The sequence below is a fragment of the Embleya sp. L77 genome, assembly GCF_055557415.1.
The window spans coordinates 1,441,622-1,465,926 of sequence record NZ_CM145709.1 but is presented as its reverse complement, the minus strand read 5'-3'; the positions used below and the strand labels follow the sequence as shown (position 1 = coordinate 1,465,926).

The following is a 24,305-nucleotide window of genomic DNA, read 5'->3' as shown; positions in this document are numbered from 1 at the left end:
ACCCGGACGCCTCCCTGCTCGTCTGATGCGCCCGTCAGGGGCGTTGCAGGACCACCAGTGAGCGGGATTCGACCGTTTGGCAGCCGCCGCCGTCGACGGTCGTGCGGGTCTTGGGGTCGTGCATCGTGGTCTTGTCGTCGGCGGTGTCGACCACGACCGTCCAGGTCGTGCCCAAGCCCTCGGGGATGGTGAACTCCTCGGTTTCGTGCGAGGCGTTGAACAACAGCAGGAACGAGTCGTCGGTGATCTTCTGGCCGCGCGGGTCGGGCTCGGAGATCGCGTTGCCGTTGAGGAAGACCGCGACCGACTTGGCCGCTGCCGCCCACCAGTCGCCGTCGGACATCTCCTCGCCGGTGGGGGTGAACCAGGCGATGTCGGTCAGCTCGTCGTGGGTGCCCTGGACGGATCTGCCGTGGAAGAAGCGCCGGCGCCGGAACACCGGGTGCTCGGCCCGCAGCCGGGTCATCATCCGCATGAACTCCAGCTGGTCCGGCACCTCGCCCTGCGGCCACCGCACCCAGGCGAGTTCGTTGTCCTGGCAGTAGACGTTGTTGTTGCCCCGCTGGGTGCGGCCGAACTCGTCGCCGTGCGCGATCATCGGCACGCCCTGGGACAGCAGCACGGTGGCGATGAAGTTGCGCTGCTGGCGGGCCCGCAGCGCGAGCACGTCCGGGTCGTCCGTCTCGCCCTCGACGCCGTGGTTCCAGGACCGGTTGTGGCTCTCGCCGTCCCGGTTGTCCTCGTGGTTGGCCGCGTTGTGCTTGTCGTTGTAGGAGACCAGGTCGTGCAGGGTGAAGCCGTCGTGGCAGGTGACGAAGTTGATCGAGGCGATCGGCCGCCGGCCGTCGTCCTGGTACAGGTCCGAGGAGCCGGTCAGCCGCGAGCCGAACTCGGCCAGGGTGCGCTCCTCACCGCGCCAGAAGTCGCGCACGGTGTCGCGGTACTTGCCGTTCCACTCGGTCCACAACGGCGGGAAGTTGCCCACCTGGTAGCCGCCCTCGCCGACGTCCCACGGCTCGGCGATCAGCTTGACCTGGGACACGATCGGGTCCTGCTGGACCAGGTCGAAGAACGAGGACAGCCGGTCCACCTCGTGGAACTGCCGGGCCAGGGTGGCCGCCAGATCGAAGCGGAAGCCGTCCACGTGCATGTCGGTGACCCAGTAGCGCAGCGAGTCCATGATCAGCTGGAGCACGTGCGGACTGCGCATCAGCAGGCTGTTGCCGGTGCCGGTGGTGTCCAGGTAGTAGCGCTTGTCGTCGGCGAGCCGGTAGTAGGACGCGTTGTCCAGGCCGCGGAAGGACAGCGTGGGCCCGAGGTGGTTGCCCTCGGCGGTGTGGTTGTAGACCACGTCGAGGATGACCTCGATGCCCGCCGCGTGCAGCGCCTTGACCATCGAGCGGAACTCCTGGACCTGCTGGCCGCGTTCGCCCGTGGACGAATAGGCCGCGTGCGGCGCGAAGAAGCCGATCGTGTTGTAGCCCCAGTAGTTGCGCATGCCCAGGTCGGAGAGCCGGTGGTCGTGGATGAACTGGTGCACCGGCATCAGCTCGATCGCGGTCACGCCCAGGCTCACCAGGTGTTCGATCACCGCCGGGTGCGCCATTCCCGCGTAGGTGCCGCGGATCTCCTCCGGCAGCCCCGGGTGGGTGCGGGTCAGCCCGCGCACGTGCGCCTCGTAGATCACCGTGTCGTGGTACTCCGTGCGCGGCGGCCGGTCGTCGCCCCAGTCGAAGTAGGGGTTGATCACCACCGAGGCCATCGTGTGCGGCCCGGAGTCGGTGGTGCTCATCAGGTCCGGGTGCTCGAACGAGTAGCCGTACATCGACTCGTGCCAGTGCACCTCGCCGCACATCGCCTTCGCGTACGGGTCGAGCAGCAGCTTGTGCGGATTGCACCGGGCGCCGGAGGCCGGGTCGAACGGCCCCTGGACGCGGTAGCCGTACCGCCGGCCGGGCTGGATGCCCGGCAGGTAGGCATGCCGGACGAACGCGTCGGCTTCGCGCAGCTCGATGCGCTCCTCGGCGCCGCTCTCGTCGAGCAGGCACAGCCAGATGCGTTCGGCGGCCTCCGAGAAGACCGCGAAGTTGGTGCCGGCGCCGTCGTACGTGGCGCCGAGCGGATACGGATGACCGGGCCAGACCTGCATGAGCAACCTGCTTTGTCGCGGATCGTGCTTCGGCAGCTTGCAGTCTCCCGTACCGAACCGGATTCATGTGCGAGATCCGCTCCGGCGTCCCCCGGTCGGGTGGATTTCCGGCCCGACTGTGGGGTGCGTACTGCCGATCCGATCGGTTTCGATCACATCGGTCAGATCCAGTCGAGCAGTTCCGCCGCGAGTCGTTCCTCCCGGCACGGCCACGCGCCGCCGCACGAGCACGCCGCATTGCCGGTGCCCCCGGGCTCGGTGCGCCGGTGGTGCGCGAAGATGTCCGCGACCACGTCGCGGTACTTGGCGAAATCGTCCTCGGTGCCGGTGCGTCCCGCCGGGATCCTGCCGTTCATGGCCAACATGACGACCTCCTGGGTGCCCACGGTTCCTGCCGCATGAGACGGACCGTCGATCCGTCCCGGTTGCGCTCCGGAACAGGTGGAGGGAAGACCCTCTACCGTCCGGCAATTGTTCCGAGACGTCATCGTGCCGCTGGGCAGAAGTTGCCAGAGCGCGCCGAGTCCCCCCAATTGCCTTGCGCCATCCGGGTAATGCACGTGCGCTCATCACTCGAACGAGGTATCCGTGCCGCCCCGCGCGGCCTTCCCGAGGCCGTCGGGTTTCGCTATACGCTCGTTCGGTTCCGGCTCGACGACGAACGGATGGGACGCGATGGCCGATCGGGAGTCCAGCTCGCCACCCTCGACGCCCGAGGAACCCGCGGAGGGGACGAGTACGACCGGCCTCGGCGGTGGGACCGGCCCGACACCGGGCGACGGCGGGGACACCTTCCCGGATCCGTACGCCGGCTACCCGGACGCCGAGTCCGCGGGTGGGTCGGCCGGGCTCACCGACACCGGCTCGTTCGCGTTCGACCCGGGCATGCTGCCCGGGCCCCGGCACGCGGCGACCGGTATGGGGGCGGGAGCGGGGATGGGGGCGGGGACGGCGGTCCTGGACGGTTCGAGCCCGCCCGACCCGATGCCCGGGATAGACCCCGCGACGCTCACCTGGACCGAGGACGACTGGGCAGGCGCGCTGCTGCGGGCCCGCCGGGCCGGCCGGGCGTACGTGTACCTGAACCTGATCGAACAGCGGCTGCGGGCGGTGATCGCCGCGGTGCTGGTCCCGGTCTACGGGCCCGGCGAGCACCCGCACGACGACGGCGCCTGGGTGCTCGCGGCGGCGGGCAACGTGCAGAACGAATGGGTCGAGCGTGCCGAGGCGGTGCGCGAGATGAGCCGCCGGCGCGGATACATCGTGGACCCGGCCGACGACGAACTGATCGCGTTCTTGACCCTGCCGCAGTTGCGCGAGCTGATGGTGCGCAACTGGTGGTGCTTCGAACCGTTCCTGCCGGACCGGCGCAAGCTGGAACGGGCCCTGGAAGAGGTCGAGATCGGCCGGCACATCGTGGCCCGCAACCGGGTGCTCTCGCCCGACGTGCTGGCCCAGGTCGAACGGGCGTGCCTGCGGGTGCTGGCGATGCTGGACGGCCCGCTCGCCGACCAGGGCGATCGACGGCTGGCCCTGGACGCGGTCGAGGAACTGTTCGCGGGGCGCTACGCGGACGTGGTGGGGGTCTTCCAGGACCGCTCGGCGCTGCAACGGCGCCTGCCGTTCGCCGACCTGGTGGACGGCGCGCGCGGGATCGACGCGATGGGCGTCTCGCTCAACCTGCTGTGCCAGAACTACTCGGGGCGCGATCTGACCCGGCTGGCGGCGAGCGGCTGCGAGATGCGCCTGCTCTTCCTGAACCCGGCCGGGGACGCGATGAAGCAGCGGGAGAAGGACGAGGGGATCAAGAAGGGGCTGCTGTCCCGGATGACCACCCTCAACATCCTGCACCTGCGCCGGATCCGCTCGAAGCTGCGCGAGCCGCGCCGGATCGAGATCCGGTTGTACGACGAGGCACCGCGGTTCGTCGCGTATTTCGTGGACGGGGACGTGGGACTCGTCCAGCCCTACCTTCGCCGCGCGCGGGGGGTGGAGTCGCCTGCCTTCGTGCTTCGCGCCGACGCGACGGGGACCACCGGGCGTGGGCTCTATCCGTTGTTCCAGGAGGAGTTCGAGCAGCAATGGGTGGACAGCAAGCGCACGTCCTGAGCGGGGGCTGCGGTTGAGTCCTGGTCGACTCGGGTTCGAGTGTGCCCACCCGCGCCGCCTGTTGCGTACGGAGGGTGGTCGCGGTTCCACGGCGCTCGGGGTGGCCTGCCGGGGCCGGTGGTGGGGCGGTTCGGTGGGTCAGAAGGCGTGCCAGCGGGCGTTCTCGTCGTCGGTGCGCAGGGTGCGGACCCGGTGGCGGAACTCCTCCTCCGCCGCCGGGTTGCCGGGTACGTGCTGGGCCACCCACGCGGTGGCGGCCAGTTCGCGGGTGTCGCGGAGCACCCGGTAGCCGGGCCAGTCGGTGACGTCGAAGCCGTACTTCTTCGCGAACCGCCGTTCCGCGCCGTCGGGCAGGCCGTAGCGCGCGGCCGCCATCGGGGTCAGCACCAGGTCGTATTCGCGCAGGTCGTGGGCGACCGTCTCCCAGTCCAACAGCAGCGCCCGGCCGCCGTGTACACGGACGTTGCGCAGCAGCGCGTCGCCGTGGATCAGGCCCTGCGGCAGGGCCGGCGTGAGCTCGTGACGGGCCGCCTCCAACGCGTCGCGGCGGTCCAGCAGATAGCGGCGGTCCTCCAACCCCACGGCGGCGTCGGCGGAATCCAGCCAGGTTTCCACCAGCGCGAGCGGCGCCCGGGCGGGCAGGGCGAACGGGGGCGTGGGCAGCGCGTGCAGCTTCTTGAGCAACCGGGCCAGGTCGGCGATGTCCGGCTCGCGTTCGGCCGGCGACAACAACTCCCAGAAGGTGGTCGGACGGCCGTCGATCACCACCGGCTGCGGATCGATCCCGGCCGCGGGTCGTACCGCCGGGAAGTCCTGTTCGGCGAGCCAGCACGCGACCGCGATCTCACGGCGCGCCCGCTCGGCCATGTGTGCCCCGCGTGCCACCCGCACCGCCAGACCCGGACCCGGGAGGGCGAACACCGCGTTCTCGCCGAAGGCGAGCAACACCGCGTCCGCGGAGGGCACTCCGACCTTCGCACACGCGCGTACGAGCACCGAACGTTCGCCGGCCACCGAGTCGATCACGCCGGTGATGGTACCGGTCCCGGGTCAGGCGGAGAGCCAGGATCGGGACGGCAACGCCGCGTCGTAGCGGTCGAGCACCAGCCGGGCGATCTCCTCGGTGTCCGCGACCGGCTCGGTGACCGGCTCGGCTCCGGCGGCCAGGGCCTGTTCGAGGATCCGGTCCGGCAGGATGCCCGGGGCCAGCATGCAGGACGCGACGGCGATGCGTTCGGCGCCCAGCGTGCGCAGGTCCTCGATCGCGGCGCCGATCGTGGAGCCCTGGTGGACGGAGGCGAACGCGGGGACCACGGCGCACCAACCGGTACGCCGCCACTCCCGCGCGACGATGGTGGTCACCGCGTTCGCCTCCGGATCTGTGGAACCGGCGGTGGCCAGGACGACGCCGTAACGGCCGTCTCCGGGCCGCACGCCGGCCTCGCGCATGCGCCGGTCCAAGGCCGCCAGCAGCAGCGGGGAAGGAGCCAGCGTGGCCGCCTGACGCACGGTCAGTCGGCGATGGCGCAGCACGTTCGGCACGTCCTGCTTGGCGTGGAACGCCGGGGTGAACAGCAGCGGTACCGCGACCACGGTCTCGGCGCCGGCGTCGGCCAGCGCGTCCAGCCGGTCGGGTACGCGCGGGCCGCAGTGGTCCAGGTAGCCGATGTCCACCCGCAGCCCCGGCCGCAGCGCGCGCACGCGTGCGGCCAGGGCGGCCATCGCCGCGGCGTGCCGAGGATCGCGGCTGCCGTGGGCGACGGCCAGGAGCGGGGGAACGGGAGCCATGGCGTGTGCTACTTGCTTGTGGCCAGGCCGCGCTGGCGCAGCACGAGGCGTTCGACGGGGGTGAAGACCAGCATCTCGATGCCGATACCCACGATCAGGATCATGAAGACCGCGGTCAACATCATCGGCATGTCGCCCAGATCGCGTCCCTGGTCCATCAACTGGCCCAGTCCCGAGCCCAGTTCCGGACCGGCGGCGATCAGTTCGGCGGCCATCAGCGAGCGCCAGGAGAACGCCCAGCCCTGCTTGAGGCCGGCCACGTAGCCGGGCAGCGACGCGGGCAGCATGACGTGCCACACGCTGTTGAGGCCGCGGGCGCCGAGCACCCGGCCGGCCCGCAGGTACAGCGGCGGGATCTGGTCGATCCCGGCCACCAGGCCGTTCGCGATCGAGGGCACCGCGCCGAGCAGCACGACCGCGTAGATCGCGCTGTTGTTCAGGCCGAACCAGATCACCGCCGGCGGTACCCACGCCACCGAGGGCAGCGACTGCAGGCCGGAGAGGATCGGGCCGATCGCGGCCCGGATCCAGCTCACCCGGGCCACGATCAGGCCCAGCGGCGTGCCGATCGCGACCGCGATCAAAAAGCCCAGGATGCCGCGGGAGAGGCTGGTCCACAGGATGTCGAAGACGGTGCCCTTGCGCCACTGCACCAGGAACGCGTCCCACACGTCCTGCGGGCTGGGCAGCGCGTAGCGGGGCTTGATCTCCATCCAGTAGGCGATCTGCCACGCGGCCAGCACCAGCAGGATCGCGATGACCGGCGGGAGCACCTTCTCCAGCAGCACGCGGGAGAACGGCTTGCGCTCCTTCTCGTAGCTCTCCAGCGCGTCCAGGCCGGCCTCGAGCCCGGCCAGGTCCTCCTCCGCGTGCTTGCCCGCGGTGTCGGTCCCGATCTCGGGGTCGGTCTCGGTCAGATCAGGCGCGGCCATGGCGGCGGATCTCCCCTCGCAGCTGGTCGGTGATCTCGACGGACAACTCGGACACGCCGGTGGACTCGATCCGGCGCGGCTGCGGGATGTCGATGTTCCACTCCCGGGCGATCCGGCCCGGGCGCGAGGACATCAGCACCACCCGCTGGGCGAGCCGGACCGCCTCGCGCACGTTGTGCGTCACGAACACCACGGAGCGACCGGTCTCCGCCCAGATCCGGGTCAGTTCGTCGTGCAGCACGTCGCGGGTGATCGCGTCCAGCGCGGCGAACGGCTCGTCCATCAGCAGCAGGTCGCCGGCCTGGGCGAGCGCGCGGGCCAGTGCCACCCGCTGGCGCATGCCGCCGGACAGTTCGTGTACGCGCTTCTTGTGCGCACCGCCGAGCCGGACCAGCTCCAGCAGCTCGTCCGCCTCGGCCCGGCGCCGATCGCGCGGCACACCGCGCAGTTTCAGGGCCAGTTCGATGTTCTTGCCCGCGGTCAGCCAGGGGAACAGCGCGTGGTCCTGGAACATCAGCGCGGGGCGGTCGCCGGAGACCTCGATGGTGCCCGACGTGGGCCGGTCAAGGTCGGCGATCAGGTTGAGCAGGGTGGACTTCCCGCAGCCCGACGCGCCCAGGAGGCAGACGAACTCGCCCGGGGCGACGGTCAGGTCGATGCCGTCCAAAACGGGCGTGCCGCCGCCTCGGCCGAAGACCTTGGTGACCTGGTCAAGGCGGACCGCGAAGCCGGTCTCGACGGGGGTCGTGGCCGTGGGCGTGGCCTCGCTGATGGTCTGGGTCATGTCCGGATCACCTCTCTCGGTGGGCGCGTCGGGCGGGAAGTGCTCATCCGGGCGCGGTCACCCGGTTCGAAGCGGCGCGAACGCTACTTCTTCGGGCCCAGACCCCCGTCGCTCACCGCGGGCTTCCCGGCGGCGGCGAGGACCTTGTTCAGGATGGTCAGGTCGTAGATGCCGTGGATGTCGAGCTTCTTGGTCACGCCCACCGCGACGCCGTCGTCGGAGAGCTTTTGCAGCGAGGCGGCGAGCGGGTCGTTGGTGATGGCGATGTTGGGCCAGGCCGCGTCGAGCACGTTCTGTGCGAGCGGCTTGCCGGCGAATTCGGTGATCTTGCTGTTGACCGCCGCCTTGGCCTTGTCCTGATTGTTCGCGGCCCAGTCGTTCGCGGCGACCTGACCCTTGAGCAGCGCCTCGACGGTGTCCGGGTGGTCCTTGAGGAACTTGGTGGTCACGATCAGGTCGGTGGTGACGAACTTGCCTTCCGGCCACAGCGTGCGCTCGTCCACGAGCACCTTGGCGCCCGCCTCCAGGACGAGCCGGGTGGCCCACGGCTCGGGCAGCCAGGCGCCGTCCAGGTCGCCCTTCTGGAACGCGGCCAGGGTCTGCGCGTTGTCCGTCGGCACGACGCTCACGTCGCCCTTGCCGGAGGTGTCCACGCTGTAGCCGGCCTTGGTCAGCCAGGCCCGCAGTGCCACGTCCTGGGTGCCGCCGAGCTGCGGCGAGGCGATCTTCTTGCCCTTGAGGTCGGCCGGCAGGTTGATGCCCGGCTTGACCACCAGGGACGCGCCGCCGGAGGTGGCGCCCGCCACGATCCGGAGCAACTCGCCGTTGGTGCTGGTGAAGCCGGAGATGGACGGGTTCGGGCCGATGTAGGTCGCGTCGATCGAGCCGCCCTTGAGCGCCTCGATCGCGGCCGGTCCGGCGTTGAACACCTGCGGCTTGATCTCGGTGCTCCCCAGCTCCTTCGCGAAGAAGCCCTCGTTCAGACCGATCAGCGGCGTCGCGTGGGTGACGTTGGCGAAGAAGCCGAGGCGGATCTGCGAGGCCGAGGTGCCCGCCTTGGCGCCGCCGGCCGTCGCCGGACCCGCGCCCGCGGCCGGCGTCTTGTTCTTGTCGTCCTTCTTGTCCGAGCCGTAGCCGCACGCGGACATCGCGAGCAGCGGCAGGAGGAGGGCGGCAGCAAAGCCGGTACGTAGCGATCTGCGTCGGTTTGTCCTGAAAACGGACATGCGGGGACCTTCCCTCGGGCCCGCGCGTTGTGCGCGGGCCGGGACGACGTGTGTGGTGGACGGCGGCGGACGATGTCACGGGTATGGCCGACGGAGCGTCAAAAGCGGGTGGTCAGACCCGCGATCGCGTCAGCTGTGACATCGACCCGGCGCGGAGAACGCGGCGCCGGCCATGCCGGCGGTGAGCGTCGAACCGTCGGCCTCGTCGATCAACAGGAAGGAACCGGTCCGCCGACCGATGGCGTAGTCGTCGAGCGCGAGCGGCTGGGCGGTGCGCAGCACGACCCGGGCGATGTCGTTGGCGTGCAGCTCGGTCAGGTGTTGCTCGTGGCCCAGCACGCCGTCGATCGGAGCGTTCAGGTCCAGGCGGTAGGCGATGTCCTTGACGATGGCCTTGACCGTGCGGGTGGTGTGCTTGAGCAGGACCCGGTCGCCGGTGCGCAGCGGGCGGTCGGCCACGTGGCACACGGTGGCCTCGACGTCCTGGGTGGGGTGCGGCGCCGAGTCGACCGGAGCGATCAGGTCGCCGCGCGAGATGTCCACGTCGTCGGCCAGCCGCAGGGTGACCGACTCGCCCTGCCGGGCCTGGCGCACCGCGACGCCGAGCCGGTCGATGCCCGCGACCGAGGTGCGCTGCCCGGACGGCAGCACCACGATCTCGTCGCCCTCGCGGAACACCCCGGAGGCGACCTGGCCGGCGTAGCCCCGGTAGTCGCGGTACTCGTCGTCCGACTGCGGACGCAGCACGTACTGCACCGGGAAGCGCGCGGGCTCCAGCGTCGGGTCGGTCTCCACCGGGACCGTCTCCAAGTACTCCAGCAGCGTCGGCCCGGAGAACCAGTCCATGTGCGAGCTGGGGTCCACCACGTTGTCGCCGCGCAGCGCGGAGACCGGGATCGAGCGCACGTCCGGCACACCCAACGCCTCGGCGTACTCGGCGAACGTGTTGGCGACCTCGGCGAAGCGTTCCTCGCTGTAGTCGACCAGGTCCATCTTGTTCACCGCGAGCACCACGTGCGGCACCCGCAGCAGCGCCGCGACGGCGGCGTGCCGGCGGGTCTGCTCGACCACGCCGTTGCGCGCGTCCACCAGCACCACGGCCAGCTCCGCGGTGGAGGCCCCGGTGACCATGTTGCGGGTGTACTGCACGTGGCCCGGGGTGTCGGCGAGGATGAACCGGCGCCTGGCGGTGGCGAAGTAGCGGTACGCGACGTCGATGGTGATGCCCTGCTCGCGCTCGGCCCGCAGCCCGTCGGTGAGCAGCGCGAGGTCGGCCTCCTCCTGGCCGCGCTCGTTGCTGACCCGGGTGACCGCCTCCAGCTGGTCGGTCAGCACCGACTTGGAGTCGTGCAGGAGCCGGCCCACCAGGGTGGACTTGCCGTCGTCGACGGAACCGGCGGTGGCCAGCCGGAGCAGACCCACGCGCTCGTCCGCGGACGACAGGGCGTCCGGGGAAATCTCGGAAGTCCCACTCATGGCTAGAAGTACCCCTCGCGCTTGCGGTCCTCCATCGCGGCTTCGGACATCTTGTCGTCCGCGCGCGTGGCACCTCGTTCGGTCAGCCTGCTCACTGCGATCTCGGCGATCACGTCCGCCACCGTCGTGGCGGGGGAGTCGACGGCGCCGGTGCAACTCATGTCGCCGACCGTGCGGTAGCGCACCACGCGGCGCACGACCTCCTCGTCGCCCTTCGGTCCGCCCCACTCGCCGGGCGAGAGCCACATCCCGTTGCGCTCGAAGACGTCCCGCTCGTGCGAGAAGTAGATCCGCGGCAGCGCGATCGCCTCCCGCTCGATGTACTGCCACACGTCCAGCTCGGTCCAGTTCGAGATCGGGAACACCCGCACGTGCTCGCCGACGCGGTGCCGGCCGTTGTACAGCTGCCACAGCTCGGGCCGCTGCCGGCGCGGGTCCCAGGCGCCGAACTCGTCGCGCAGCGAGAACACCCGCTCCTTCGCGCGGGCCTTCTCCTCGTCGCGCCGGCCGCCGCCGAACACCGCGTCGAAGCGGTTCGACTCGATCGCTTCGAGCAGCGGGACGGTCTGCAACGGGTTGCGGGTGCCGTCCGGGCGCTCGCGCAGCCGGCCGTTGTCGATGAAGTCCTGCACGCTGGCCACGTGCAGCCGCAGGTTGTGCTCGGCCACCACCCGGTCGCGGTACTCGATGACCTCCGGGAAGTTGTGCCCGGTATCGACGTGCAGCAGGGCGAACGGCACCGGCGCGGGCCAGAACGCCTTGCGCGCCAGATGCAGCATCACGATCGAGTCCTTGCCGCCGGAGAACAGGATCACCGGCTTCTCGAACTCGCCCGCCACCTCGCGGAAGATGTGCACGGACTCGGCTTCCAACGCGTCCAGGTGGGTCAGGGCTCCGGGTGCGGTGCCCTTGTCGATCGTCGTGGTCACGCCAACCCCTCCTTCGTCTTCGTCGAGCACGGTGCCGTGATGCGTATCGGGCCGGTCATGTGTGGATCCCGCACTCGGTCTTGCCGTTGCCGGCCCACCGGCCGGCGCGGGCGTCCTCGCCGGGGGCCACCCGGCGGGTGCAGGGCGCACAGCCGATCGAGGCGTAGCCGTCCATCAGCAGCGGGTTGGTCAGCACCCCGTGCTCGGCCACGTAGGCGTCCACGTCGTCCTGCGTCCAGCGGGCGATCGGGGCGACCTTGACCTTCCGCCGGCGCGCGTCCCAGGACACGACCGGGGTGTTCGCCCGACTCGGCGAGTCGTCCCGGCGCAGCCCGGTGGCCCACGCCCGGTAGTTCGTCAGCGACCGCTCCAGCGGCGCCACCTTGCGCATCGCGCAACACGCGTCGGGGTCGCGATCGTGCAGCGCCGCGCCGTACTTCGCGTCCTGCTCGACGACGGTCAGCTCCGGGTGCACCGTGATCACGTTGACGTCGTAGACCGCCGCGACCGCGTCACGGGTGCCGATGGTCTCGGGGAAGTGGTAGCCGGTGTCCAGGAAGACCACGTCCACACCGGGCGCCACCCGCGAGGCGAGGTGCGCGACCACGGCGTCCTCCATCGAGGACGTCACACACCACGCCGGGCCGAACCGCTCGTGCGTCCAGGCCAGGATCTCCGACGCGGTCGCGTCCTCGAGTTCGAGGCCGGCGCGGTTCGCGAGTGCCTCGAGGTCGGTGGTCTCGGTGACGGTCATCGGCCCTCCTCCTGGGTGATCGACTGGTCGTGCTCCGGTTCGGTTCGGGTCGTGCCGTGGCCCTGCGGGCCGTGCTTCTCGGTGCCGTGCTTCTCCGGGCTGTGCTTCTCCGGGAAGACCAGCCCCAGGAACTTCAGCGAGAACGCCCGCCGGCAGGCCGAGCACAGCCAGGTGCCGTGTCCCTCCTCGTGCGGACGAAGGTCCTCGTCGCCGCAGAAGGGGCAGTAGAACGGAACGGCCCGCTGACCCGGCTCGGCGCCGCCGGCGGCGCTCACGACAGGTCCGCGTCGGCCGCGCGCACGGCCCACTGGGCGAAGCGCTCGCCCTCGGTGCGCTGCTCCTCGAAGCGGCGCAGCACGCGCTCGATGTAGTCGGCCAGGCCCGCCGAGGTCACCTTGAGGCCGCGGATCTTGCGCCCGAAGCCGGGGTCCAGGCCCAGCCCGCCGCCCAGGTGCACCTGGTAGCCCTCGACCTGCTCGCCGTCGTCGTCCAGCACCAGCTGACCCTTGAGGCCGATGTCGGCGACCTGGATCCGGGCGCACGCGTTCGGGCAACCGTTGATGTTGATCGTGATCGGCTGGTCGAACTGCGGCAGCCGCTGCTCGAGTTCGTCGATCAGCCGGATCCCGCGGCCCTTGGTCTCCACGATCGCCAGCTTGCAGAACTCGATGCCGGTGCAGGCCATCGTGCCGCGCCGGAACGGGCTCGGGTCCACCCGCAGACCGAGGGCCTCCAGGCCCTCCTTGAGCGAGGCGACCTTGTCCTCGGCGACGTCCAGGATGAGCATCTTCTGCTCGACCGTGGTGCGCACCCGGTCCGAGCCGTGCCGCTCGGCGAGGTCGGCGATCTTGCCGAGCGTGGCGCCGTCGACCCGACCCACACGCGGCGCGAAGCCGACGTAGAAGCCGCCGCCCTTTTGCGGACGCACGCCCACGTGGTCGCGCCACACCTGCGCGGGCGCCTCGGGGGCGGGCCCGTCGACCAGCTTGCGTTGCAGGTACTCGTTCTCCAGCACCTCGCGGAAGCGCTCCGGCCCCCAGTCGGCGACCAGGAACTTCAAGCGCGCACGGTTGCGCAACCGGCGGTAGCCGTAGTCGCGGAAGATCGAGATGACCCCTTCCCAGACCTGCGGCACCTCCTCCAGCGGCACCCAGGTGCCCAGGCGGACCGCGAGCTTGGGGTTGGTGGACAACCCGCCGCCGACCCACACGTCGAAGCCGGGACCGAACTCGGGGTGCACGACACCGACGAAGGAGACGTCGTTGATCTCGTGCGCGACGTCCAGCAGCGGCGATCCGGAGATCGCGGTCTTGAACTTGCGCGGCAGGTTCGAGTATTCGGGCTTGCCGATGTAGAGCCGGTTGATCTCGTCGATCGCCCAGGTGCCGTCGATGATCTCTTCCTCGGCGACGCCGGCCACCGGCGAGCCGAGCACCACGCGCGGGGTGTCCCCGCAGGCCTCGGTCGTGGACAGGCCGACGCCCTCCAGGATCCGCCAGATCTCCGGCACGTCCTCGATCCGGATCCAGTGGAACTGCACGTTCTGCCGGTCGGTGACGTCCGCGGTGCCGCGGGCGAAGCGCTCGGAGACCTCGGCGATGGCCCGCAACTGGGCCAGGTTCAGCCGGCCGCCGTCCACCCGCACGCGCAGCATGAAGTATTCGTCGTCGAGCTCGTGCGGCTCCAGCACACCGGTCTTGCCGCCGTCGATCCCGGGCTTGCGCTGGGTGTACAGGCCCCACCAGCGCATCCGGCCGCGCAGGTCGTTGGGGTCGATCGAGGAGAAGCCGCGATGGGCGTAGACGTTCTCGATGCGCGCGCGCACATTGAGACCGTCGTCGTCCTTCTTGAACTGCTCGTTCCCGTTGAGCGGCTCGTGATGGCCGAGGGCCCACTGACCCTCGCCGCGATGGCGAGCGGTCTTGCGGGCGCGGGGACCGCTGCCGGCGGTGTCGGTAGTGGCGGCCATGGGGAGCGTCCTCCGGGCGGATCGGTGGGGGACGCACGGGGGAGCATCCGGCCGCACCCTCGCCGGACCGGCCGTGAGAGTCGTGGTGCCGGTGCGACCGCGCGCCCGGCAGACAGGTGCAACGGGCGGGTCGTCAGACCGGCGAACAGACGGCGCTGGACATGCGTCCGAGGTCGACGTGGAGTCGACCTACGAGAGCAATACCGGCGCGTGACATGTCGCAAAGATTGACATGGTGCCGGAAAGCAGTCCATCACTGTCCGGGATACGAACGCCCATCCCACATGTCGAACACGCATGCCCATATTGTGAGATGAGCCGATCTTCCACACCGACCGCGGCATGGATCGTCGCCGCGGTTGGTTACGGTACGGGGGGCCGGATTCCGTTACCCCGGACGGTACGCGGCCCACGCACCACAGTGGACGAGGAGCTGATGGGTATGCCAGGCGAGGTTCTGGGCGCGCCCCGGCGCAGAACGCGCTCCGTATGCACGGTCGAATCCGCCGCCGGACCCACCTCCGAGCGGCCGGAGCCGCGCCGTGAGGAAGCGGTCGAGACGCTGCGCTACGCCCTCAACGGCTTCCTCTCCGCAATCCGCGCCGATCGCGCCGGGCAGGCCGGTCCGGTCGACGCCGGAGCCGACGGTACCCGGTACCGGCTGCTCGCGGCGCTCGCCGACGAACTCGACCTGGACAACGAGCGGCTGGCCCGAGTGCTCGGCCTGTCCGGATCGGCCGTGCGCGACCTGCTGGACGTGCACGGGCGCGAGGGGCTGGTCGAGGCGGCGCGCGCCGGGCGCGGACGAGGCGGCTCGGTGGTGCGCCTGACCCCGGCCGGACGGCGTGAGCTGTACCGGCTCGACGCGCTGTTCCGGGAGACGTGGGAGAGCGCTTTCGCCGACCTGCCGGCCGAGGAACTGCGGACCGCTGCCCGGGTGCTCAGCAGGCTCTCCGGGGTGCTGGTGCCCAGCCGCTGACCGGCGCGGACGGCCGGGAGAGGCGACCGGGGGAGATCCCGGCCCGAAGGTGGTATTCACCCGGACGGCGACTTGGCGAATGTCGAGCCCCCGGCCGGATACCTTAAAGGGGTGGCAGCGGACTACCGACAACGACCTCGCCTGCGAGGGGCCGGGCGCATCCGGTTGCGGAGCGCACTGTGGCGGATACTCCGCGAGACGGTGATCTCCTGCTTCAACCACCGGGTGACCGGCCTGGCCGCCGAGGCCGGGTTCTTCATGCTGCTCTCGCTGCCCCCGTTGCTGCTCGGGCTCGCCGGCACCGTCGGCTACCTGCACGGCATGCTCGGCGGCAGCACCGTCAACGACCTCAAGGCGGACATCGTCAAGGCCGCCGGGTCGGTGCTCTCCAGCAAGAGCACCGAGCAGGTGGTCGTGCCCCTGGTCAACGACGTGTTCGACTCCGGACGCGCGGACATCATCTCCGCCGGCTTCCTGATCGCGCTGTGGTCCGGCTCGCGCGCGCTCAACGTCTACGTCGACACCATCACGATCATGTACGGGCTCTCCGGCAAGCGCGGCATCGTGCGCACCCGGCTGCTGTCCTTCACCCTCTATGTGGTCGGCCTGCTGCTCGGGATGTTCCTGATCCCGCTCCTGGTGGCCGGCCCCGAGTTGGTGGTCAAGGCGTTCCCGCACTTCGAGGGGACCGTGCACATCCTGTACTGGCCGGTCCTGGTGGTGCTGTCGGTGTGCTTCCTGACCTCGCTCTACCACGTGTCGGTGCCGGTGCGGACGCCGTGGCGCGAGGACATACCGGGCGCGCTGGTGGCCCTGCTCCTGTGCATCGTCGGCAGCTTCCTGCTGCGCGTCTACCTCGCCACCACCATCGACGGCCCCACCGTCTACGGCTCGCTGGCGGCTCCGGTCGCGGTCATGGTCTGGATGTACTTCGCGGCCATGGCCGTGCTGATCGGCGCGGCCGTCAACGCCGCCATCGACCAGGTCTGGCCCAGCCAGGAGACCGCCCAGGCGCGTGCCGAGCGGGACAAGGAGAAGGCCGCCGAGGAGATCGCCGCGGCCATGGAACACCTGCGCTCGGGCCGCCACCGCGGCAACCCCGGCGACTGGACGCCGCTTTCGGACGACCACGACGAGATGGAGGACACCGTCATCCACGGCGAACTCCCCGACATCGCCGAGCCGCCGTCCGAGTTCCCCGAGCGCTGGGCGATCCACGCGCGCGATGCCAAGCGCAACGACCCGGGCACCATCAACGGCCGGGCCAACGGCGCCCGCCGGGCCGCCGACCTGCCCCGGATGCCGTCCCGGCCGCCGCGCCCGCCGGGTCCGCCGCCCACCAACGGTCAGCCGCCGAGCCTGCACATGCCGGCCGGACAGGAGTTGCCCGGCCTGCCGTTGGACGACACCGCGTGGCCGCCGCGGCCGAGTCGGCCGGCGGTCGGCGAGCAGGAACACGCTCGACGCGACCGGCCGTGATGGCCTAGGCTGCACGCGTGGCCCTTGGGCCCGCACAGTGCCCGAGAGCGCGGCCCGAGGCCGCACGGAACAGGTGGGAGGTGGAATGTCGTGAACACGACCTCGATGACGGTCGCCCGGACGGGCTGGACCTCATTCCACTTCTCCGCCTCTCGGATTCGCACCGCGTAGCCGCGCCACGTCGTTCGTCGTGACGGCGCGCAGGTCGGCGGATCCGCCCCTCGAAGGGCCACCGGCTTGTCTTCCCGGCAGCATCACGCTTCCCGCAACACCTCTTCTTCCGACACCGCTTTCGTACCGACCTCCGACGTGCTCGCCGCATACGGCTGGGACGCGGACCGGGACACCGAATTCGCCCCCTACCGCACGCACGGCCTCGTGCCCGGACGGATCGCCCGGGTGGACCGTTCGTTGTGCGAGGTGGTCACCGCCGACGGCACCGTACGGGCCGCGCACGGCGACGGGCAACTGCCGTGCACCGGCGACTGGGCCGCACTGGAGTTTCCCGACGACGGCCGCGAGGCCTTCGTCGCGGCCCTGTTGGACCGCCGGACCGCGCTGGTGCGCTCGCAGGCCTCCGGGCGCTCGGCGGGCCAGGTCCTCGCGGTCAACGTCGACCTGATCGGCGCCGTCGTCCCGTTGGACGCAGCGCCCGACCTCGGCCGCCTGGAGCGGCTGCTCACGCTCGCCTGGGAGAGCGGCGGCACGCCGCTGGTCGTGCTCACCAAGGCCGACCTCGCGGCGGACGCCGACGACCTGCGCGCGGACGTCGAAGCCGTGGCCATGGGCGTGGACGTCGTGGTCGCCAGTGCACTCACCGGCGAGGGTCTGGACGTGCTCCAGGCGTACACCGCCGGCCGGACCGTCGCCCTGATCGGCACCTCCGGCGCGGGCAAGTCCACGCTCACCAACGCGCTCGCGGGCGCCGAGGTGACCTCGGTCCGGGAGGTGCGCGGGGACGGCAAGGGCCGACACACCACCACGTGGCGCGAGTTGGTGCCGTTGCCGAACGGCGGCGTGCTCGTGGACACCCCCGGCATGCGCGGGGTCGGCATGTACGACGTCGGCGAGGGCCTGGACCGCACCTTCGCGGACATCGACGCCCTGATCCCGGACTGCCGCTTCGCCGACTGCACGCACGAGAGCGAGCCCGGCTGCGCGGTGCTCGCCGCGATCGAGGCGGGCGAGCTTCCGCAACGTCGCCTGGACAGCTATCGCAAACTGCTGCGCGAGGCGCGCTGGATCGCCTCGCGTGAGGACCACCGCATCCGGGCCGAACGGGCCCGGGAGTGGAAGCTGATCCACAAGGAGATGCGCCGCTCGCCGTCGCCGAAGAAGTGAGGACCGGTCGGGGGTGGGCTCGGCCCACCCCCGACCGCACCTTCCGCGCCGGTCAGCGCTGCTCGGGCCGCCGTGCGGGCGGCACCGGGTCGAAGCCGCCGTTGCCGGGCCGGCAGCGGATCAGTCGACGAGCGGTCAGATAGGTACCCCGGACCGCGCCGTGTCGGTGCAGGGCCTTCTTGCCGTAGGTCGAACAGGACGGCGTGAAGTTGCAGCACGGTGGCCTCAGCGGGCTGATCTCGGTGCGGTAGCGCTCGACGGCGGCGCCGAGCCGGCGGGCGGGCGGCCCGCCGCGCGGGCGGAGCAGGCCGGTCAGCGCGATCCACATCAGGCGCAGCGAGAACATGCCGATCAGGCACGCGTCGCAGCCGCAGTCGCCACCCCCTCCGCTGCCGTGACCGCCGCCGCCACCACCACCGCTGTCGCGGTCGCCGCGGTCCTTGTTGCCGCCGCGGCCACAGCAGCCCCCGCCGCCACCCCCGCCGCCGTCGCCCCCACGACCGCCGCCCGATCCGCCGCCCGAACCGCCGCCCGACGCCGGGCCGCCGAGTTCGCCGATGCCCTCCACCAGATCCTCGCGGCGCTCGCTGCGCCGTCGACGCGCCTCTTCCTCCTCCAGCCGGCGACGCCGTTCCTCGGGCGTCTCACCGGGCCGACCCGCGCCTTCCCCGAACAGGGGATGCGGTTCGGGTGGTGGTTGGGTCATGGTGGTGCTCCCCGCGTTCCGGATCTATGTTCGGGGCAATCTACCGGGACCCGTCCGGCGTCGTTCGGGTCTGCCGACTCGCATCAGGAGGCACCCGCATGGCCAAGGCTCCCGCGTTCGACCCGATGGACCCGCTCGGCATCGACGATCTGCTCGACCCGGAGGACAAGGCGATCCGGGACACCGTGCGCCGGTTCTGCGCCGACCGGGTCGCGCCGTACGTGGCCGAGTGGTTCGAGCGCGGGGCCCTGCCGGACGTGCGTGAACTGGCCCGCGGGCTGGGCGGGATCGGCGTGCTCGGGATGACCCTGGACGGTTACGGCTGCGCCGGGACCAGTGCCGTGCAGTACGGCCTGGCCTGCCTGGAACTGGAGGCGTGCGACTCGGGGTTGCGCTCGCTGGTGTCGGTACAGGGCTCGTTGGCGATGTTTGCGATCCACCGGTTCGGCAGCGAGGAGCAGCGCAGCACCTGGCTGCCTCGGCTGGCCGCCGGCGAGGCGCTGGGCTGCTACGGCCTGACCGAGCCCGACCACGGCTCGGACCCGGCGTCGATGCGTACGCACGCCAAGCGCGACGGTGACGACTGGGTGCTCAGCGGTCGCAAGATGTGGATCACCAACGGTTCGGTGGCCGACGTCGCGGTGATCTGGGCGCAGACCGAGGAGGGCGTGCGCGGCTTCGTGGTACCCACCGACACCGCCGGGTTCGCCGCCCGCGACATCAAGCACAAGATGTCCCTGCGCGCGTCGATCACCAGCGAGCTGACGCTGGACGAGGTGCGGCTGCCGGCCGATGCGGTGTTGCCCGACGTGGTGGGCATGCGCGGTCCGCTGACGTGTCTGGGCGAGGCCCGGTACGGCATCGTGTGGGGCTCGGTCGGCGCCGCTCGCTCGTGCTTCGAGTCCGCGCTGGACTACGCCCGCACGCGTGAGCAGTTCGGCCGGCCGATCGGCGGATTCCAGCTGACCCAGGCCAAGCTGGCGGACATGGCGGTGGAGATCGGCAAGGCGCACCTGCTCGCGCTGCACCTGGGTCGGCGCAAGGACGCGGGTGCGGTGCGGCCGGAGCAGATCAGCTTCGGCAAGCTCAACAACGTCCGCGAGGCGATCGCGATCGCCCGCGAGGCGCGCACGATCCTGGGCGCCAACGGGATCTCGCTGGAATACCCGGTGATCCGGCACATGAACAACCTGGAGTCGGTGCTCACCTACGAGGGCACCTCCGAGATGCACACCCTGGTCATCGGCAAGGCGCTCACCGGCCTGGACGCCTTCCACTGAGCTTTCCCGCCGCTCTTGCCGCTCCCGCCGTACCGTCGTTTCCCGGTGTCGTCGCGGCTTTGCCTGCCGTTTGCCCGCGTCCGGTCCGGGCAGACGTCAGCCCAGCCGGATGCCATACGGCACGGCCGCGAAAGGCGCTCCGGGAAGCATTGGGGATACGACATGTCAGGGTCAGCTTCCATGGCCGGATCGGGTCGGGCGGCCAAGTCCGCGGGGCGGCAGGCCGCGGACAGCAAGGTGATGGTCGGCCTTGCCCGTGCGGGCCTCGCCGCACGCGGGCTGCTGTACATCCTCGTCGGTGCCATCGCGGTGCAGATCGCCTTCGGCGACAAGAACCAGGAGGCCGACCGCGGCGGTGCCGTCGAGGAGATCGGCAACAAGCCGTTCGGCGAGGCGATGTTGTGGGTGCTGGTCGTCGCACTGATCGGGATGTGTCTGTGGCGGCTGGTCGAGGCCGCGTTCGGGCAGGCCGCGCCGGACGGCGACAAGGCGGGCAAACGCCTGATGTCGCTGGGCCGGGCGATCTTCTACGGCTTCGTGGTCGCCTCGCTGATCCGTACGCTCACCGCGAGCGACGGCGGCGGCGGGAAGGGCCAGGACCAGGGCGGCGGCAGCAACAAGACCTCGAAGGACCTCACCGCCAAGGCTTTGGACTGGCCCGGCGGCCGGTACCTGGTCGGCCTGGCCGGACTGGTGCTGCTCGGCTTCGGGATCGGGATGGCCGTGCGATACGCGCTGCGCAAGTTCCGGGAGAAGCTGAACACGGGGGAGATGAGCCCGCTCCAGCGCCGGGTGGTGGACCTGCTCGGGATGATCGGCGGCATCAGCCGAGGCGTGGTGTTCGCCGCAGCCGGGGTGTTCGTGCTGGTGGCGGCGGTGAAGTTCGACCCGAAGCGGGCCAAGGGCGTCGACGAGACGCTGCGCTCGTTCGCCGAGACGCCGATGGGGCCCGCACTGCTCGTGGTGATCGCGCTGGGCCTGGTGGTGTTCGGGCTGTATTCGTTCTGTGAGGCGCGTTGGCGGCGGGTGCGCTGAGGCCGGGAGGGGCTATCCGCGGGCGTCCCCGCGCAGGGTGACCCGGATACTCTTGCCCGTGCCGCAGGGCAGCACGTCGATGCGGCCGCCGAGTTCGGCCACCGTCAGCTTGACGATCATCAGCCCCCGGCCGTCCTCGGCCTCGGGGCCGGTCTCCAGGAGCGCGTGCGGGCGGAACGGATGGTCGTCGGCGACCTCCAGGCGGATCTCCGAGCCGCTGTGCGAGGCGGTGATCCGGATCCGCTCGGTGCGGATCGCGGCGTGTCGGACCGCGTTGGAGGTCAACTCGGTGGCGACCAGGAGCAGGGTCTCCTCGATCTCCTCGGCCACCCCCCAGGCGCGTAACAGGTCGCGCAGGCGGTGTCGGACCTCGGGTACGCCCGCGACCGTGGGCGCGATGGTCCAGCGGACGAACACGGGGCCGGGCCGATGGTCGGGCTCGGTGTCGTGCCGGGGGTCCGTCGAGGTACGCCGGTCGTGTCGAGCGCGGGCACGGGCCCGCTCGACGGCGGTCACGGATGACTCGACGAGTGGTACGCGGCCGGGACGGTCATCGGCTGGGGCGGGTGTGCTGCACGTGCGGGGGAGGGCATCCCGGTGTCCTTCGCTTCGTTCACTGCGTTTCGCGGGTGGTCTTGCCGGCGTTGGCAGTGTGCGATGGCGAATCGTGCTTGTGGCGTGGTTTTCCGGGTGTGATCCGTAATGCTTCGGTAAGCGACACTTCATCTCGACTTTGCGTCCGGTTCGGACCCTGTTCGGACTCGGGATCAGTCCCCGGTCGAGCGTCGCAGTCGTTTGATCTCACTGCGATGGTGCTTGTTGCGCAGCCTGCGCTCGCGCATACCGCGCGAGGGCTTGGTCGGCCGCCGTGCCGGCGGGGGCGGGGCGGTGGCCTCGACCAGGATGTCGACCAGTCGGCGCACCGCGCTCTGCCGGTTCATCAGCTGGGAGCGCTGTTCGGACGAGGCGACGGTGAGCACGCCGTCCACCAGACGCCCTTCCAGTCGGCGCAGGGCGCGCTCCTTGAGCACGTCGGGCAGCATCGTGCTGGCGCCCAGGTCGAAGGACACCTCGGCGCGGCTGTCCGTGGTGTTCACCGACTGCCCGCCCGGTCCGGAGGAGCGCGAGAACCGCCACGACAGCTCGGCGGCGGGTATCACCACGCCGCGAATGTCGAGATCTGTCGTCATACGCACATGATCCCGCGTCCAACCCGCTCGGGTCGACCCGGTTTTCGAGGGCTCTGCCGGATGCTTTCCCGGCTCCGGATGGAGAGGATCGGGGCATGAGTGCCGACATGAACGCCGACGCGACGAAGACATACGGTTCCTGGCCCTCGCCGATCACGGCCGAGCGCTTGGTGGAAGGGGCCGCGAACCCCGGCGACATCCGAGCCGACGGCCGGGACGTGTGGTGGTCGGAGGGCCGGCCGTCCGAGGGCGGGCGCATCCAACTGGTGCGACTACGGCCGGGCGGATCTCCCGAGGACGTGCTCCCGGAGGGCTTCTCGGCCCGCACCCGTGTGCACGAGTACGGCGGCGCCGCCTGGACGGTTCGCGCGGGAGTGCTGGTCTTCGCGAACTGGACGGACCAGCGCCTGTACCGGCTCGCGCCGGGAGACGCGGCGCCGGTGCCGATCACCGCGGAGCCGGAGACCGAGGCGGGCCTGCGCTACGCCGACTGCACGATCGTGCCGGCCGGGCAGTGGGGGCCGGGGGAGTGGCTGATCGCGGTGCGCGAGAGCCACGAGCCGGCCGCGGTCAAGGCGCACGGCGAGGCGGTCAACGAGATCGTCGCGCTGCCGCTGGACGGCCTCGGCGGCGAGCGGGTCCTGGTCACCGGCCCGGACTTCGTGTCCTCGCCGCGCCCGGCCGCGGACGGCTCGGCGCTGGCCTGGACCCAGTGGTCGCATCCGGACATGCCGTGGGACGCCGCCGAATTGATGGTGGCGGCGATCGAGGCGGGGCCGCGGCCGACCGGCGCGCAGGTGGTCGCGGGCGGTGGGCGCGAGTCGGTGGTCCAGCCGGAGTGGGGACCCGACGGCGCGCTGTGGTTCGCGTCGGACCGTACCGGCTGGTGGAACCTGTACCGGGTCGGTGCGGGAGGTCAGGTCGAGGCGGTGGCGCCGGTCGAGGCGGAGATCGGGGGCCCGCAGTGGGTCTTCGGCGAGCGCTTCTACGCCTTCCTCGACGACGGCCGGATCGCCTGCTCGGTCAACTCCGGCGGCTTCGCCCACCTGGGCATCGTCGATCCGACCCGCCCCGAGGAGTCGCCCACCCGGGTGGAGACCGGGCTGACCTGGTTGTCCGACCTGGCCGCGGTGCCCGGCGGCGTGCTGCTCGTCGGCGGCGGTCCGGACGACGAGGACGCGCCGCGTCGGGTCCGGCTCGCGCCCGGCACGGCGACCGCGTTGCAAATCGAACGACTGCGTCCGGCCCGGGACTTCGGCTTCGGCGCGGAGTGGTTCAGCGCACCGCGGCCGATCGAGTTCGAGTCCGCGGCCGGTCGCACCGCGCACGCGCTGCTGTACCTGCCGAAGAACCCGGACGTACGGGCGCCCGAGGGCGCACTGCCGCCGCTGATCGTGTCCATCCACGGCGGCCCGACCGCGCAGGCACCGGCGGTGCTCAACCTGCGGATCCAGTACTGGACCAGCCGGGGCTTCGCGGTGGCGGACGTGAACTACGGCGGCAGCACCGGCTACGGCCGCGAATACCGCAACCTGCTGTACGACTCGTGGGGCATCGTCGACGTCGAGGACTGCACGGCGGTGGCCCGGCACCTGGCCGACACCGGCGTCGTGGACGGCGCCAAGCTGGCCATCCGCGGCGGCTCGGCGGGCGGCTACACCACGCTGGCCGCACTGGTGGCGGGTGACGACTTCACCGCCGGCGCGAGCCACTTCGGCGTCGCCGATATCGCCGCGCTGGCCCGGCACACGCACAAGTTCGAATCGCGCTACCTGGATCGCCTGGTCGGTCCCTATCCCGAGGCCGAGGCGGTGTACCGGGCGCGCTCGCCGATCAACCACACCGAGCACCTGTCCAGTCCGCTCGCGGTCTTCCAGGGGCTGGAGGACCAGGTGGTCCCGCCGGCCCAGGCCGAGCTGATCGTGGCCGCCCTGAAGGAGAAGCAACTCCCCTACGTCTACCTGGCGTTCGAGGGCGAACAGCACGGCTTCCGGCGATCGGAGAACATCATCCGCGCCCTGGAAGCCGAACTGTGGTTCTACGGCAAGGTCTTCGGCTTCACCCCGGCGGACGAGATCGAGGCGCCGCCGGGCGGCGGTTTCTGAGCCGACCGCGGCGCGGATCCGCGCACAGCCCCGCCCGGCCGAGGGATCCCGGCCGGGCGGGGCTGCTTCGTCGT

At 71.1% G+C, this 24,305-nt stretch carries 23 protein-coding genes; 7 read left to right on the top strand and 16 right to left on the bottom strand.

Features of this window, described 5'->3' with window-relative positions:
- Positions 1–34: 34 nt before the first annotated feature.
- Positions 35–2,149 (bottom strand): glycogen debranching protein GlgX, encoded by a 2,115-nt coding sequence (gene glgX / locus ACZOOI_RS05925; protein ID WP_465279763.1) that lies wholly within the window; start codon positions 2,147–2,149, stop codon positions 35–37.
- 161 nt (positions 2,150–2,310) lie between these two features.
- Complete coding sequence (locus ACZOOI_RS05920) at positions 2,311–2,514, bottom strand: hypothetical protein (protein WP_465279762.1); 204 nt, start codon at positions 2,512–2,514, stop codon at positions 2,311–2,313.
- A 553-nt stretch (positions 2,515–3,067) separates the two neighbouring features.
- Here ACZOOI_RS05920 and ACZOOI_RS05915 point away from each other — a divergent pair.
- On the top strand, positions 3,068–4,258 hold the full coding sequence (locus tag ACZOOI_RS05915; protein WP_465281122.1) for an SAV2148 family HEPN domain-containing protein: 1,191 nt from the start codon (positions 3,068–3,070) through the stop codon (positions 4,256–4,258).
- A 138-nt stretch (positions 4,259–4,396) separates the two neighbouring features.
- On the opposite strand, the gene ACZOOI_RS05910 is transcribed toward ACZOOI_RS05915, so the two are convergent.
- The 11 genes from ACZOOI_RS05910 to ACZOOI_RS05860 form a co-directional block, all read right to left on the bottom strand.
- A complete protein-coding gene (locus tag ACZOOI_RS05910) occupies positions 4,397–5,284 on the bottom strand; it encodes a phosphotransferase enzyme family protein (protein ID WP_465279761.1) in 888 nt (295 codons plus the stop codon).
- 24 nt (positions 5,285–5,308) lie between these two features.
- Positions 5,309–6,046, bottom strand: coding sequence for a sirohydrochlorin chelatase (locus ACZOOI_RS05905; protein WP_465279760.1), 738 nt, complete (start codon positions 6,044–6,046; stop codon positions 5,309–5,311).
- An 8-nt stretch (positions 6,047–6,054) separates the two neighbouring features.
- Complete coding sequence (locus tag ACZOOI_RS05900) at positions 6,055–6,978, bottom strand: ABC transporter permease (protein WP_465279759.1); 924 nt, start codon at positions 6,976–6,978, stop codon at positions 6,055–6,057.
- Entirely contained in the window at positions 6,965–7,762 is a 798-nt protein-coding gene (locus ACZOOI_RS05895) for an ABC transporter ATP-binding protein (protein ID WP_465279758.1), read from the bottom strand. Before ACZOOI_RS05895 ends, ACZOOI_RS05900 begins: the two co-directional genes overlap by 14 nt.
- Before the next feature lie 83 nt (positions 7,763–7,845).
- Positions 7,846–8,988, bottom strand: a complete 1,143-nt coding sequence (locus ACZOOI_RS05890) for an ABC transporter substrate-binding protein (protein ID WP_465279757.1) — start codon at positions 8,986–8,988, stop codon at positions 7,846–7,848.
- A gap of 129 nt (positions 8,989–9,117) precedes the next feature.
- Positions 9,118–10,464 carry a sulfate adenylyltransferase subunit 1 gene (locus tag ACZOOI_RS05885; protein ID WP_465279756.1) on the bottom strand — a complete coding sequence of 449 codons (1,347 nt, stop codon included), beginning with the start codon at positions 10,462–10,464 and terminating at the stop codon, positions 9,118–9,120.
- 2 nt (positions 10,465–10,466) lie between these two features.
- Positions 10,467–11,393, bottom strand: coding sequence for a sulfate adenylyltransferase subunit CysD (cysD, locus tag ACZOOI_RS05880; RefSeq protein WP_465279755.1), 927 nt, complete (start codon positions 11,391–11,393; stop codon positions 10,467–10,469).
- A gap of 55 nt (positions 11,394–11,448) precedes the next feature.
- Complete coding sequence (locus ACZOOI_RS05875) at positions 11,449–12,147, bottom strand: phosphoadenylyl-sulfate reductase (RefSeq protein ID WP_465279754.1); 699 nt, start codon at positions 12,145–12,147, stop codon at positions 11,449–11,451.
- Complete coding sequence (locus ACZOOI_RS05870; protein ID WP_465279753.1) at positions 12,144–12,422, bottom strand: hypothetical protein; 279 nt, start codon at positions 12,420–12,422, stop codon at positions 12,144–12,146. Before ACZOOI_RS05870 ends, ACZOOI_RS05875 begins: the two co-directional genes overlap by 4 nt.
- Positions 12,419–14,116, bottom strand: a complete 1,698-nt coding sequence (locus ACZOOI_RS05865) for a nitrite/sulfite reductase (protein ID WP_391584781.1) — start codon at positions 14,114–14,116, stop codon at positions 12,419–12,421. The genes ACZOOI_RS05870 and ACZOOI_RS05865 overlap by 4 nt, the downstream gene beginning before the upstream one ends.
- A gap of 133 nt (positions 14,117–14,249) precedes the next feature.
- The gene (locus ACZOOI_RS05860; RefSeq protein WP_355541009.1) at positions 14,250–14,333 is read right to left on the bottom strand and encodes a putative leader peptide; all 84 of its coding nucleotides are present in this window, start codon (positions 14,331–14,333) and stop codon (positions 14,250–14,252) included.
- 225 nt (positions 14,334–14,558) lie between these two features.
- Between ACZOOI_RS05860 and ACZOOI_RS05855 the strand changes: the two genes are divergently transcribed.
- The 3 genes from ACZOOI_RS05855 to rsgA all read left to right on the top strand — a co-directional run bounded on the left by ACZOOI_RS05855 (position 14,559) and on the right by rsgA (position 17,915).
- Positions 14,559–15,095, top strand: coding sequence for a MarR family winged helix-turn-helix transcriptional regulator (locus tag ACZOOI_RS05855; RefSeq protein ID WP_465279752.1), 537 nt, complete (start codon positions 14,559–14,561; stop codon positions 15,093–15,095).
- Between the two features lie 165 nt (positions 15,096–15,260).
- Positions 15,261–16,574 carry a YihY/virulence factor BrkB family protein gene (locus ACZOOI_RS05850; RefSeq protein WP_465281121.1) on the top strand — a complete coding sequence of 438 codons (1,314 nt, stop codon included), beginning with the start codon at positions 15,261–15,263 and terminating at the stop codon, positions 16,572–16,574.
- Between the two features lie 309 nt (positions 16,575–16,883).
- Entirely contained in the window at positions 16,884–17,915 is a 1,032-nt protein-coding gene (gene rsgA / locus ACZOOI_RS05845; protein ID WP_465279751.1) for a ribosome small subunit-dependent GTPase A, read from the top strand.
- Positions 17,916–17,967: 52 nt separating this feature from the next.
- On the opposite strand, the gene yidD is transcribed toward rsgA, so the two are convergent.
- On the bottom strand, positions 17,968–18,621 hold the full coding sequence (yidD, locus tag ACZOOI_RS05840) for a membrane protein insertion efficiency factor YidD (protein WP_465279750.1): 654 nt from the start codon (positions 18,619–18,621) through the stop codon (positions 17,968–17,970).
- Between the two features lie 98 nt (positions 18,622–18,719).
- Between yidD and ACZOOI_RS05835 the strand changes: the two genes are divergently transcribed.
- Both ACZOOI_RS05835 and ACZOOI_RS05830 read left to right on the top strand, forming a co-directional pair.
- On the top strand, positions 18,720–19,901 hold the full coding sequence (locus tag ACZOOI_RS05835; RefSeq protein ID WP_465279749.1) for an acyl-CoA dehydrogenase family protein: 1,182 nt from the start codon (positions 18,720–18,722) through the stop codon (positions 19,899–19,901).
- Positions 19,902–20,063: 162 nt separating this feature from the next.
- Complete coding sequence (locus tag ACZOOI_RS05830; protein ID WP_465279748.1) at positions 20,064–20,936, top strand: DUF1206 domain-containing protein; 873 nt, start codon at positions 20,064–20,066, stop codon at positions 20,934–20,936.
- Between the two features lie 12 nt (positions 20,937–20,948).
- Here ACZOOI_RS05830 and ACZOOI_RS05825 read toward each other — a convergent pair whose 3' ends face one another.
- Both ACZOOI_RS05825 and arfB read right to left on the bottom strand, forming a co-directional pair.
- Positions 20,949–21,452: an ATP-binding protein gene (locus ACZOOI_RS05825; RefSeq protein ID WP_465279747.1), complete on the bottom strand. Its 504-nt coding sequence runs from the start codon at positions 21,450–21,452 to the stop codon at positions 20,949–20,951.
- A gap of 251 nt (positions 21,453–21,703) precedes the next feature.
- A complete protein-coding gene (gene arfB / locus ACZOOI_RS05820; RefSeq protein WP_465279746.1) occupies positions 21,704–22,126 on the bottom strand; it encodes an alternative ribosome rescue aminoacyl-tRNA hydrolase ArfB in 423 nt (140 codons plus the stop codon).
- 95 nt (positions 22,127–22,221) lie between these two features.
- Here arfB and ACZOOI_RS05815 point away from each other — a divergent pair, with 95 nt between their 5' ends.
- On the top strand, positions 22,222–24,231 hold the full coding sequence (locus tag ACZOOI_RS05815; RefSeq protein ID WP_465279745.1) for a S9 family peptidase: 2,010 nt from the start codon (positions 22,222–22,224) through the stop codon (positions 24,229–24,231).
- Positions 24,232–24,305: the final 74 nt, after the last annotated feature.

Coding starts and splice junctions, on each gene's coding strand:
- glgX (WP_465279763.1), bottom strand. CDS start 2,149: ATGCAGGTCTGGCCCGGTCATCCGTATCCGCTCGGCGCCACGTACGAC.
- ACZOOI_RS05920 (WP_465279762.1), bottom strand. CDS start 2,514: ATGTTGGCCATGAACGGCAGGATCCCGGCGGGACGCACCGGCACCGAG.
- ACZOOI_RS05915 (WP_465281122.1), top strand. CDS start 3,068: ATGGGGGCGGGAGCGGGGATGGGGGCGGGGACGGCGGTCCTGGACGGT.
- ACZOOI_RS05905 (WP_465279760.1), bottom strand. CDS start 6,046: ATGGCTCCCGTTCCCCCGCTCCTGGCCGTCGCCCACGGCAGCCGCGAT.
- ACZOOI_RS05900 (WP_465279759.1), bottom strand. CDS start 6,978: ATGGCCGCGCCTGATCTGACCGAGACCGACCCCGAGATCGGGACCGAC.
- ACZOOI_RS05895 (WP_465279758.1), bottom strand. CDS start 7,762: ATGACCCAGACCATCAGCGAGGCCACGCCCACGGCCACGACCCCCGTC.
- ACZOOI_RS05890 (WP_465279757.1), bottom strand. CDS start 8,988: ATGTCCGTTTTCAGGACAAACCGACGCAGATCGCTACGTACCGGCTTT.
- ACZOOI_RS05885 (WP_465279756.1), bottom strand. CDS start 10,464: ATGAGTGGGACTTCCGAGATTTCCCCGGACGCCCTGTCGTCCGCGGAC.
- ACZOOI_RS05875 (WP_465279754.1), bottom strand. CDS start 12,147: ATGACCGTCACCGAGACCACCGACCTCGAGGCACTCGCGAACCGCGCC.
- ACZOOI_RS05865 (WP_391584781.1), bottom strand. CDS start 14,116: ATGGCCGCCACTACCGACACCGCCGGCAGCGGTCCCCGCGCCCGCAAG.
- ACZOOI_RS05860 (WP_355541009.1), bottom strand. CDS start 14,333: ATGTCACGCGCCGGTATTGCTCTCGTAGGTCGACTCCACGTCGACCTC.
- ACZOOI_RS05855 (WP_465279752.1), top strand. CDS start 14,559: ATGCCAGGCGAGGTTCTGGGCGCGCCCCGGCGCAGAACGCGCTCCGTA.
- yidD (WP_465279750.1), bottom strand. CDS start 18,621: ATGACCCAACCACCACCCGAACCGCATCCCCTGTTCGGGGAAGGCGCG.
- ACZOOI_RS05835 (WP_465279749.1), top strand. CDS start 18,720: ATGGCCAAGGCTCCCGCGTTCGACCCGATGGACCCGCTCGGCATCGAC.
- ACZOOI_RS05830 (WP_465279748.1), top strand. CDS start 20,064: ATGTCAGGGTCAGCTTCCATGGCCGGATCGGGTCGGGCGGCCAAGTCC.
- arfB (WP_465279746.1), bottom strand. CDS start 22,126: ATGACGACAGATCTCGACATTCGCGGCGTGGTGATACCCGCCGCCGAG.
- ACZOOI_RS05815 (WP_465279745.1), top strand. CDS start 22,222: ATGAGTGCCGACATGAACGCCGACGCGACGAAGACATACGGTTCCTGG.